Source organism: Maribacter sp. TH_r10 (genome assembly GCF_033101095.1).
In the GTDB taxonomy this organism is placed as follows: Bacteria; Bacteroidota; Bacteroidia; order Flavobacteriales; family Flavobacteriaceae; genus Maribacter_A; species Maribacter_A luteus.
Window position 1 is genome coordinate 130,346 of record NZ_JAWMPY010000008.1, and the last position, 12,063, is coordinate 142,408.

Genomic DNA, 12,063 nt, shown 5'->3' on the forward strand with positions numbered 1-12,063 from the left:
GTTTCATTACTAAAACGCTATAAGGATAAATATAATAAAACCGTTCGACCTACGTCATTTATATTCGACCAAAGCACAAGAAGGTCGACCTAAGTTACGATTAGTTCGTTAAAACAATATTGTTATCCTCTATGATCTTACGAAGATTTATAAGTGCATACCGCATACGCCCCAGTGCCGTATTGATACTGACACCCGTATTTTCCGAAATTTCCTTGAAACTCATATCCTTGTACATACGCATCACCAGTACATCCCGTTGGTCTTTGGGCAGTTCTTCGATCAAGAGAACCAAATCCTCATCAATCTGTTCCTTTATAAGTTGTTTCTCAATATTCAATTTCTCATCATGAATAACAGAGAAAATATCGAAAGTATTGGATCCTTCGAAATAAGGTAATCTGCGATTCTTCCTAAAATGGTCTATAATAAGGTTATGGGCTATACGCATTACCCAAGGCAAAAATTTACCCTCTTCATTATATCTACCCTTCTTTAGGGTTCTAATGACCTTTATAAATGTATCCTGAAAAATATCTTCGGTAATCTCCCGATCATTTACCTTTGAATAAATAAAACTGCTCAATCGTTGATTGTGCCTTCTGATCAAGGTTTCCAGAGCTCTTTCGTCTCCGTTGATATAATTTTGTATAAGTAGGGAATCGGCTATTTGAAGTTCCATGTCAATTACTTTTTTAAAGTTAAAACTAGGGGCCAGTCCTTTAGGGAAAAGCCTTTTTGGGGTTACACTAATTTTAAAAAGTAATTGTTCTTCTATAGGCGTATTAACATTTTATTTAGTTCAAATATAGACAAAATTATAGGTTATAAAAAAATAGCACCCTAATAATCATCAATTTATAACTATATAAGAAACCGCAAAACAAGTCCATGGACCTGTACTTTTTTGTCTTTTGAAGTTCGTCCGGCCCAATATCCGATACTATGATACGCCCACCAATTCTATTGTCCCGTATTAAAAGCCATAGGTTGACAAGTCAAATTTAAGGTCAATTATAAAAGTTTAGATACGTACATTGTATCTTTGCAATCCTAATGAAACATATGCCCAAAATACAAGACGTTAATCCAAAGGATAATATTATCATCAAAGGTGCCAAACTGCACAATCTTAAGAATATCGATGTTGTAATACCAAGAAACAAACTGGTAGTGATAACAGGACTATCAGGATCGGGCAAATCTAGTTTGGCCTTTGACACCTTATATGCGGAGGGGCAACGGAGGTACGTAGAAAGCCTATCCTCATACGCCCGCCAGTTTTTGGGCAAACTGAATAAACCAAAAGTAGATTATATAAAAGGTATAGCCCCTGCCATAGCCATTGAACAAAAAGTGAATTCCACCAATCCCCGTTCAACGGTTGGCACCACTACCGAAATCTATGATTACCTTAAATTGTTATTTGCCCGGATCGGTAAGACCTACTCCCCTATTTCCGGTGAAGAGGTAAAAAAACATACGGTTACCGATGTAGTCAAATTCATTAAAGAATTCAAGGAAGGAGAAAAACTCTTGCTTCTTGCCCCTATAGTAATAAAGAAAGATAGAGACCCTATAAAGTCATTACAGTTGTTTTCAAAACAAGGGTACGCAAGGATCAAGCATAACGGAAAAGTCATTCGAATCGACGCCGCTCCTGAAGACATTGGCCATAAATTTAGCCTGGTCATAGATCGGATCATAACCAAGAACGATGAAGATTTCTACAATCGTTTGGCCAACGCCATTGATTCCACATTTTTTGAAGGAAAAGGCGAATGTATCATTGAAGAATTGGCAACGGAAAAACAGACGATTTTCAATAATAAATTTGAGAAAGACGGAATGTCTTTCTTAGAACCCAACGTTCATCTCTTCAGTTTCAACAATCCGTACGGGGCCTGTCCTAAATGCGAGGGGTATGGGGATGTTATAGGTATAGATGAAGATTTGGTCATACCGAACACTGCCTTATCCGTATATGAAAATGCGATCTTTCCTTGGAGGGGCGAAAGCATGGGGTGGTACCGGGACGAGTTGGTAAACCATGCCTATAAGTTCGGTTTCCCCATACATAAACCATGGTTTGAGCTTACTGAAGAACAAAAACAATTGGTATGGGACGGGAATTCGCATTTTACGGGATTACATAAATTTTTTGGTCTGCTGGAAGAGAAGAGTTATAAAATCCAAAACAGGGTGATGCTCTCTAGATACCGTGGCAAAACAAAATGTAGTGAATGTAAAGGAAAACGGTTACGTAAAGAGACCGATTATGTAAAGATCGATAACAAATCGATTACCGACCTGGTAGAGCTGCCCATTAGAAAGTTGGCCAAATTTTTCAATGAGCTTTCCCTTAATGAACATGATGCCCAAATCGCGGACAGATTACTGAAAGAAATAAATACCAGGTTGGGTTTCTTGCAAAAAGTAGGACTCAACTACCTTACCCTCAACCGTAAATCAAACTCCCTTTCGGGAGGGGAAAGCCAACGTATAAACCTAGCTACCTCTTTAGGAAGTAGTCTAGTTGGATCCATGTATATTCTGGACGAACCCAGTATAGGCCTGCATCCCAAGGATACGGAGAATTTAATCGATGTACTGAAATCGTTGCGCGATCTAGGCAATACGGTCATTGTCGTTGAACATGATGAGGATATCATGAACGCTGCAGATGAAGTCATAGACATTGGGCCCGAAGCAGGTACCCATGGTGGTGAGGTCGTTGCACATGGTACGCTGTCTGAAATACTGAAATCTTCATCCTTGACCGCAAGTTATTTAAATGGCACCTTGGAAATAGCCGTACCGAAGAAAAGACGTACCTCTAAAAATTATATTGAAATTAAAGGGGCCAGGGAAAATAACCTGAAAAACATCAACACCCGCTTTCCACTTAATATGCTAACGGTGATAACAGGAGTTTCCGGCAGTGGTAAAAGTACTTTGGTAAAAAAACTACTCTATCCCATTATCTTAAAGGAAATAGGTGGTTATGGGGAAAAAGCCGGACAGTTTACTTCTGTCGAAGGCAAATATCAATCTATAAAACATGTAGAGTTCGTTGACCAAAATCCGATAGGAAGATCATCGCGCTCCAACCCGGTAACCTATATTAAGGCCTATGATGATATCCGGGCCCTCTTTGCTGCCCAAAAACTCAGTAAGATCAGAGGTTATCAACCTAAACACTTTTCATTCAACGTAGACGGTGGTCGATGTGAAAAATGTAAAGGGGAAGGTGAGATTACCGTGGAGATGCAGTTCATGGCCGATGTGCATTTGGAATGTGACACTTGCGGAGGCAAACGTTTTAAGAAAGAGGTTTTGGAGGTTACCTTCGAAGGTGCCAGCATTGCCGATGTCCTTGATATGACCTTGGATGATGCGATCGACTTTTTTGAAAAACACGGGCAGACCAAAATCGTAGGGAAATTGAACCCACTCCGTGATGTTGGCCTTGGGTATGTTACCTTAGGACAATCTTCCTCGACCCTCTCCGGCGGAGAGGCCCAGCGGATCAAACTTGCTTCATTTCTTGTTAAAGGAAGTACAAAGGATAAGGCTTTGTTCATTTTTGACGAACCTACCACCGGATTACATTTCCACGATATTAAAAAATTATTGAAATCCTTTGATGCGCTTATCTCAAAAGGACACTCCGTAGTGGTAATTGAACATAATATAGAACTTATTAAATGTGCCGACCATATTATCGACCTTGGTCCAGAAGGTGGTGAAAATGGCGGAATGATATTGGCGGAAGGTACTCCGGAGGAAATAATCAAAAGTAAATCATCTTTCACCGCAAATTACCTAAAAGACAAACTAACGAAATAATAATTGATACATATAAAAGCCTAAATTAGGTACACTTTCTCTTTGGAATAAATTGAATTATTTCTGATTCGATTAAAGGTTTAAAATAAATCCTCACAATTTTCGAACGTCAAAAATATATTTAAGTAATTGATGTTCAATAACTTAACGTATTAAATTATTTTTTGGCACGCTGTTTGGTATATACTATTCGAATGTAAATAGTTGCATTCAGGAATTTAAACCTTATATCATGAAAAAATTAGTACTCCTTTTTACAGCCCTTTTATTAGGTACTGCAGGTACCATGGCTAGTACAACTGAAGATAAGGTTGCAACACGCAATGCTTATACAAACAACAACTCGTTCATTTTCGTTGAACAAGGCATTACGTTTTCCGTATATCCCGATGGTGAATTTGATTTTTATATAGAGAATTATGTATCCGGCCGTAAGAACGGGATAACCATGAACTCAGGATATGACTATAGTCCGTATACCCAATATGATGATTACGGAGCAGTAATTCAAGTTGAGAACGTACCCGTATATTATGACTATTATGGTCGCGTTACCCAAATTGGGGATGTTGATATCCGTTATAGGAACAATAGAGTGTTCAGAATGGGTGGCATGTATGTTTATTACAACCGAAATGGTTTTTATGATTACCATACAGGATACATCAATGTTTATAACAGACATTATGTATACAGACCTTTCCATAGGTTTTTCTTAAGACCTTCCATCGGATTTTCATTGGTATTGAACAGACCATACAGAAGGTATTATACGCCTTATAGATATACTTATTACAGACCATATCGTTTTAATGAGCGAAGGGCTTATGCAAAGATCGGTAGGGAACATAGATACAATAAAGTCCGTAGAGAGAGAGCTACAATTTACAGAAATGATAAAAGGGTCGCTCAACGTTCTAACAATGTAAGAAGAAACAGTGACGTGCGTAGCAATAGATCTGTAGCTAGAAACAATGATTCTTATAAAAACTATAAATCAAATAATAATAGAGGCGATGTTGTTCGGAATTCTGGAACACGTACAAGTAGATCAAATACAAAGGTAGCTGGTAGAACAGCAGTTGATAGATCAAAAAATGTACAAACGAGGTCGGCCCGTACAACCAACACCAGGTCTACAGCCAATCGAAACGTTACCAAAAGATCAACAACAACAAGGTCTCCACAGCGAAATACGGTTACCAAGAGATCTGTAACCAAAACGCCAAGAAGTACTACGGTAACCAGAAGTACAACAACTTATAAGAAGCCTGTAAATAGAACACAGACAAAATCGGTACGTAGTACGACTACTAGAACACAGAGATCGGTTGCCAAAAGACCTTCAACAACCCGTAGCACCAGTAAAAGCACGGTAAGAAAGTCACCATCTAGAAGTACAAAGGTTGCAACTAGAAGTAGCAGTACCAGAAGTAATTCTAGAAGATATTAAAAAACAATAGTTGACCAAAGCATTACAATTAGCATAGGGCTTTTGAAATCCCGGTCACATTAAGATAGTTTTTAGGTTGGTTAGTTGTTTAAACCCTGATGCGATATTTCCGTCAGGGTTTATTTTTTTATATACTTGGTAAGCAATCTATGTACATCTTCAGATATCTTGAACCGATAAAGTATCCCTACATAAAAAACAATGGTCACAACACTTTTTAAACCAATGTTTATTATGGGATGGAACGGCAGGCTTACCATATAAAAAACACCTCCCATAACTAACAAGATCACGAACACTTTCAGGGTTTCCAAACTAAATGGCATAATATTGAACTTAGCCTTAACAAAGAACAATTTGATGGTATTATAGATTGAAATAGCCATAAAACTGGCCAATGCCGCACCATTAAGTCCATATACCGGAATAAAGAACATATTGAGCAAAATAACCAGTAACGCCAGGAACACCCCCATAACCAATAGCGTTTTATAATAGTCGGAATTATACATGATCGCATTATTGTTTCCTAAAAGCGAATCATAAACCTTTACCAATCCGATAAGAAATACGATAACGAACCCACCTCTATACTCCTCTGGAAGAATAAGAAAAAGATCATTCAAATTGGTAATGATCAAAACGAACAATATTCCCGAAGCTATGAACAAGGTCAATGATGATTTTTTGTAAAGTGATTCCAGTCCGTCATGATCTTTATCGTTCAAAAGTTCGGCCGTTAACGGATATGTGATTTGATGCATCGCCCTGGATGGCACAATGATCGTTGTTGCAATATAAATGGCCACTCCATAATAAGCTACATTTTCAATTACTTTATATTGATTGATCATTACCTTATCGATCTCTAAAATGATCACCGCAGCGGACCCTCCCAGGATTATCAAAGCACTATAGCCAATGATTGCCCGTGTATTGGCAGGAAAATCGAAATTCAATTTCGGCATTTTTAGACCATAGGCATAAATTTTAATGATCACGGTTCTTAGAAGATACAAACCTACTAGGGCTTTCAAGAAAAAATCCACCGAAATAACATCAAAATACACCAAAAACAAAAGTAACATGACCCCTACCCGATTAAAGACCTCTTTCATGAAATTACCAAACACGGATTTCATTTGAACTTTCGCCCAAGCGTAGAAGACCTCAAAATATGCCATGGCCATACCAATGAGGAAAATATACCATACATAGTCCTTTACGATACTGTTTTCCTTCGCGATAAAACTTCCAATAGCATCTGTAAATAAAAAAGTCAACAAAGTAAGGGGAAGAATAAGAAGTAAGGGTAATAACAACATAAGGGTCTCAAAGGCCTCTTTGCTTCCCTCTTTCTTAAAACTGCTGTAAAACTTAATAAAAGTATTGGGCACCCCAAATGCCAATAAAGGCATCAAAACCGCAGAAGTGGACAAGATAACCGTTACCAGGCCATAATAGGCATCGGTCAAAAAATTGGTATAGAGAAAAAGTGTATTTATAGCCGCAACCCCAAATCCCAAATAAGTGATTATGGTATTGTTCAATGCTTGTTTACTGACTATTCCCATTAAATGTGTTTGGCTAATTCCTTGGTGAGCTCCCTTCTACTAAATTTTTCCAAGCCTACGGATTTCATTACCAATCCTTCATTCTTATAGGCCGAAAACCACTTTAAAATTACATCTTTTAATTCGTTCTCATCCGAATATCCAAAGCTGAAACCCGAATGGGTGTCGGCAATGATTTGGGCGGCATCCCACTTTTCCGGCCCAATTGCCAAAATAGGTCGTTCAGCAGCCATATATTCATACAACTTGCCCGGCAATATCCCCCTAGTTTCTTTAGAATCGATTTCTACCAATAATAGCACTTGGGATTGCTGTTGTAGTGTAATTGCTTCTTCATGGGATATATAGCCCAATATTTCGGTATGGTTTTCTAAGCCAGAATCTTTTATAGTTTGAAGAACATCCTCACTTATGACTCCAGCCAAACGTAGTTTGAAACTGGTTTTAAAACCTTCATTTTCATTCACCAATTCCCCCAAAACCTTCCATAATACCAAAGGGTTCCTACCTGAAAGCAGGGACCCTATATGAGAAATGGTGAAATCTTTGGTCAAAGGTGCATGCCCTTGGTCATCTGAGTCAAAACCATTCGTAATTACGGAAATGGGCTTATCGGTAATCGTTTCAAATTCTTTTTTGGTCGTATAACTGGTTACGATAATACCATCGGCATTGTTCAACACCTGATGCTCCAAACGCTTATGCTCAAGTTGGGATTTTCGGGTCAGTTTCAGTTTTTTGTGATACCCAATAGACGTCCATGGATCTCTAAAGTCTGTCAACCAACGAATATCTTTTAACTCCTTTAAACGATTGCCTATCAAATGGATGCTATGTGGCGGACCGGTCGTTACCACAGTATCAATCCGTTCTTTATCAATTATTGCATCCAAAAACTTTACCGAAGGCCCAACCCAGTTTTTACGGGCATCGGGAATAAAGAAATTGCCCCTTACCCACAGCATGGCCTTTTCTATAATCGATTGATTCTTTGTCGTTATAATACCGGAACTTATTCGCTTAGCATCTTTTTTGGAGAAAAGTCCTGCCAACTTGTAGGGCTCTCGAATGGGATGCTTATAAATAACGACATCTTTAGGTACCTCTTTGACAAAAGAATTATCTAAAATAGGGTAATTGGGATTCTCCGGAATATAGACTATCGGGGTTATTCCGAAATGAGGTAAATATTTTACGAATTTCAACCATCGTTGTACCCCAGGCCCACCCGCCGGTGGCCAATAGTACGTAATGATCAAGACTTTTTTCATTGATCCCCTTCTTTTTTCGAAGAACCCCTTGCAGAGTACACTATACCTCCGATTACGATTAACCCTAGTAAAATTGAACTTGCCAAGGTTATCGCACTTCCAGTTTTAACGATTTCCGGTTCAAACTTAAAGACAATTTCATGTTCCCCTTCTGGCACTTTCAAGGAACGTAATACATAATCGACCCTAAAATGGTCTTTTAATTCACCATCGATATAAGCGTTCCACCCATTTTTATAATACATTTCTGAAAATACCAAAACCCCTGCATTCGGGTTTGATGATCGATATATTAATTGATTGGGTTCATAATCCGTTAAGACCACTGTAGCCAATGAATCGGTCTGATAATCAAATCGGTTTATGTTTGAAAACTCAGAGGTATTCACCACTGCCTCATGCTTTGAATCAAGATGCTCCAAAGCCGTTATTTCCTCATTGGCGGAATTAACCGCTATCAACTTGTCAACGAACCATGCATTGCCGTTGGCATTGGGGTTCATTGTCGGAACACTGTTACCTTCTTCGTTTTGTTGAATTACATATTTGACATTCAACATATCCAGGATTTCAATTTTTCCCTTATAGATATAAAAATCGAATAGATCCTGTAACCTTGCCGGTTTAGCTGCATGGTACCCTCCTATTGATTTATGATAGTAGGAGGTCCTAGCACCATTTATCCCTTCTTGTGTGTTGTATACCCTATAAATTCCTTTATCCTGGGAAATCTGCTTATCGGCCATTGTTTCCGGGAAAGGTTCGGCCATTTTTCGTTTTGAAACAAAATCATCCTTATTTACATAACGCAGATCAACACCGACTAAATCAACAACAATCAAAAGTGCCAAAACCAACACTAACAGATTCTTCTTTATTTTTTCTTTTAAATACAACCAAATAAATAGAGCTGCCAACAAAACGAATATTATGGAACGTAAAAGATCATTGGTATAAACAGCCTCCCTGTCCAACCTGATCAACGAAAGGATCTCATCACCGTAATAGCGTTGTAGCGTTTCATCCGATGCACCAACAAAGTTGAAAGCCCCCTTCATTAAGAATAAGGCCACCCCAATTCCCAACATTATGAAAAAAGAAATCTTCAATGCCCTTAATTTTTCTTTTTTATCCACATCAGGATCAAGGAGTTCCTTCACTGCCAAAACGCCTAGAACCGGAGCACATAGTTCAACAATAACCTGAATGGATGATACGGCCCTGAACTTGTTGTATAGGGGGAAGTAATCGATCATAAAATCGGTCAAGGGTCCAAAATTCTTGCCCCAAGATAATAACAAGGCCATAATAACACCGCCCAAAAGCCACCATTTGGCCTTTCCTTTCACCAAAAGCAATCCTAATAAAAACAGAAAAAGGATAATGGCACCAATATAGGCCGGGCCAGCGACTATGGGTTGGTCTCCCCAATAAAGCGGAAGATTTTTAGAGAAGTCCAAAGCCTGACTCCTCGAAATTCCTTGATCAATGAGAAAATCATAGGTTTTGGAGTTTCCACCTAAATCCTCCGCATTGGACCCCCCGAATAAACGAGGCACGAATAAGTTCAAGGATTCAACGATACCATAACTGTATTGGGTAATATATTCATTGGTGAGTCCTTGCGTTTTGGTTTTCTCCGACCCGTCAGGATTAATGGTCAATTCGGATTTACCACGTGTACTCCAATCGGCATACTCCTTTGTTGCCATTAAACTGGTCGTATTTGCAGCAATACCCAGTACAACGGCAAAGATGAGCAGCCCTAAGGATATGAAGAAATTACGCAAAGTATGCTTACGAATGGCGTAAATGAGATATACGACACCTAAGATGAGTACCAAAAGCATAAAATAATACGTCATTTGGTAATGGTTGGCCCCTACTTCCAAAGCCATGGCAAATGCAGTCAAAACAAATCCCCATAAATACTTACCCCGAAATGTCAGTACTATTCCCCCTAAGAGCATCGGCATATAAGCCAAAGCATGGGCCTTTGCATTGTGGCCCACTCCTAGGATAATGATTAAATACGTTGAAAATCCGAATGCGAGTGCCCCCATAGCGGCCAATCTATAATCGACTTTTAAGCAGCATAGCAGAATATAAAAGCCCAAAAAATAAATGAACAGATAATCGGCAGGCCTTGGCAAAAAGCGGATCAAACGATCCAATTTCTTCACATAGTCATGCGGATAGTAAGCCCCAAGTTGATATGTAGGCATGCCTCCAAAGGCACTGTTCGTCCAATAAGGTTCTTGTCCGTCGTTCTTTTTTCGAAAATCGTTTTGCTCTTTGGCCATACCCGTATACTGGCGTATATCGGATTGTTCAATGACCTTACCCTGTAGTACAGGACTAAAGTACGCCAAGGCGACGATTACAAAAAAAACAAGTACGAAAGAATGGGTATAAAAAGCTTTTAAACCTGACTTCATTGGTTTATTAATGTGGTTGGTAATGCTAAAATAATCAATCTAATTCCTCAAACTCGATGTATTCACCAACTTTTTTAGAGGATGAAGGTTTTTTTGATGGTTTCTTGTCTATAATTACATCCCCGACTTTTTCCTCATTGGTTTGGGTTTGTTGGGAAAATCCTCCAAAGTTCTCACGAAATCGCTCTTCGGTCTTCTTTGCCGCATAGCTGAAGATCTTCGGAGCAAACCATCTTGCTAAAATTTTCAGCAGATAATACACCAATAAGATTATTAAAATCGTTTTAAGAAAAGCCATATTAATTTTCGGTAATTTATATCAAAAATACAATTCTAACGTTGTAATAGTAGCGCAAAAGTCTTAAAATAATAATAAAATCAAACTATGAGCGGTTGTTTTGAGTTGAAAAAACCAGTGTTCGCAACACTTTTTTTAGCCTTTATAATTCCATTTTTCGGAATATCCCAATATACAGATGTCATTAATTCAAATAGACCAGGCCTGTCTGTAAGTGCTTATGCCATAGGTAAAAACGTATTGCAATTGGAATCCGGTCTGTTTTACGAACAACAAGACCATAATCTGTTGAATACCCAAAGTAATATCATCGGTACCGATATCTCGTTGCGATATGGACTTCTATTTGAACGACTGGAATTAAACTGGGAAGGTACCTTTCAAAACCAAAACATCACTTTCAACAGTTTTGATACCAGCGATTCAAGAACTGATTTCTATAGAAATAGGATCGGACTTAAGTTCTTGATCTATGACAGATATAAAGAAGATAAACCGAATCTTTACAGTTGGAGGGCCAATAATATTTTCCAGTTAAAAAACCTGATACCCTCCGTATCATTATATGCAGGTGCGAATTTTGTACTTGGGGACAACCCTTTTTACATTGATGAACCCACCATATCCCCAAGGGTAATGGTCGCGACACAGAGTAGGTTATCGCCCAGGTTCGTATTGATCACCAATTTATCTTATGATCGCATTGGAACGGACTTTCCTGAAATGGGTTATACCGTTTCACTTTCACATGCATTCCGAAATCCTAAATGGAGTGTATTTGCAGAAAACCAAGGCTTTAAGAGTGATCGCTATTCCGATATTCTTTTACGAAGTGGTATAGCTTATTTATTCAATGAGGATTTACAGACCGATTTACATATGGGTGCGAGTTTTAAAAACACCCCATCAAGAATCTTCATTAGTGCCGGAGTTTCTTATCGGTTTGATTTTCATAAGGATACCCCAAAAGCCATTGAGGACCAAAATGCAGATGAAAACGGAGGCGAGATCAAGAAAGGTTCCATGAAAAAGAAAGAAAAAAAGAAAAAAAATAAAGGAAGTGGCGCTGAAGACATTGATTTAGGGCCCACAAAAAAACAACTCCGCAAGCTAAAAAAAGAACAGAAAAAAGATAACGGACTGTAAGCCAAAAGAAACGTTCAAAACCTTGACTTTTGGT

8 protein-coding genes are annotated in these 12,063 nt (G+C 38.5%); 3 read left to right on the forward strand and 5 right to left on the reverse strand.

The window, feature by feature from the left end; translation table 11 throughout:
* Positions 1 to 100: 100 nt before the first annotated feature.
* Positions 101 to 682, reverse strand: a complete 582-nt coding sequence (locus R3X28_RS16445; RefSeq protein WP_317665790.1) for a sigma-70 family RNA polymerase sigma factor — start codon at positions 680 to 682, stop codon at positions 101 to 103.
* A gap of 383 nt (positions 683 to 1,065) precedes the next feature.
* Between R3X28_RS16445 and uvrA the strand changes: the two genes are divergently transcribed.
* Together uvrA and R3X28_RS16455 are read left to right on the forward strand one after the other, a co-directional pair.
* Positions 1,066 to 3,849 carry an excinuclease ABC subunit UvrA gene (gene uvrA, locus R3X28_RS16450; protein WP_317665792.1) on the forward strand — a complete coding sequence of 928 codons (2,784 nt, stop codon included), beginning with the start codon at positions 1,066 to 1,068 and terminating at the stop codon, positions 3,847 to 3,849.
* A gap of 232 nt (positions 3,850 to 4,081) precedes the next feature.
* On the forward strand, positions 4,082 to 5,302 hold the full coding sequence (locus tag R3X28_RS16455; protein ID WP_317665794.1) for a hypothetical protein: 1,221 nt from the start codon (positions 4,082 to 4,084) through the stop codon (positions 5,300 to 5,302).
* 119 nt (positions 5,303 to 5,421) lie between these two features.
* On the opposite strand, the gene R3X28_RS16460 is transcribed toward R3X28_RS16455, so the two are convergent.
* The 4 genes from R3X28_RS16460 to R3X28_RS16475 are packed head-to-tail and all read right to left on the reverse strand — an operon-like array spanning position 5,422 to position 10,883.
* The gene (locus R3X28_RS16460; protein WP_317665796.1) at positions 5,422 to 6,876 is read right to left on the reverse strand and encodes a lipopolysaccharide biosynthesis protein; all 1,455 of its coding nucleotides are present in this window, start codon (positions 6,874 to 6,876) and stop codon (positions 5,422 to 5,424) included.
* A complete protein-coding gene (locus tag R3X28_RS16465; protein ID WP_317665798.1) occupies positions 6,876 to 8,147 on the reverse strand; it encodes a glycosyltransferase in 1,272 nt (423 codons plus the stop codon). Before R3X28_RS16465 ends, R3X28_RS16460 begins: the two co-directional genes overlap by 1 nt.
* Positions 8,144 to 10,585, reverse strand: coding sequence for a YfhO family protein (locus R3X28_RS16470; RefSeq protein ID WP_317665800.1), 2,442 nt, complete (start codon positions 10,583 to 10,585; stop codon positions 8,144 to 8,146). The genes R3X28_RS16465 and R3X28_RS16470 overlap by 4 nt, the downstream gene beginning before the upstream one ends.
* 34 nt (positions 10,586 to 10,619) lie before the next feature.
* The gene (locus R3X28_RS16475) at positions 10,620 to 10,883 is read right to left on the reverse strand and encodes a DUF4834 family protein (protein WP_154366714.1); all 264 of its coding nucleotides are present in this window, start codon (positions 10,881 to 10,883) and stop codon (positions 10,620 to 10,622) included.
* Between the two features lie 87 nt (positions 10,884 to 10,970).
* On the opposite strand from R3X28_RS16475, the gene R3X28_RS16480 reads away from it, so the two are divergent.
* Positions 10,971 to 12,029 carry a transporter gene (locus tag R3X28_RS16480; protein ID WP_317665803.1) on the forward strand — a complete coding sequence of 353 codons (1,059 nt, stop codon included), beginning with the start codon at positions 10,971 to 10,973 and terminating at the stop codon, positions 12,027 to 12,029.
* Positions 12,030 to 12,063: the final 34 nt, after the last annotated feature.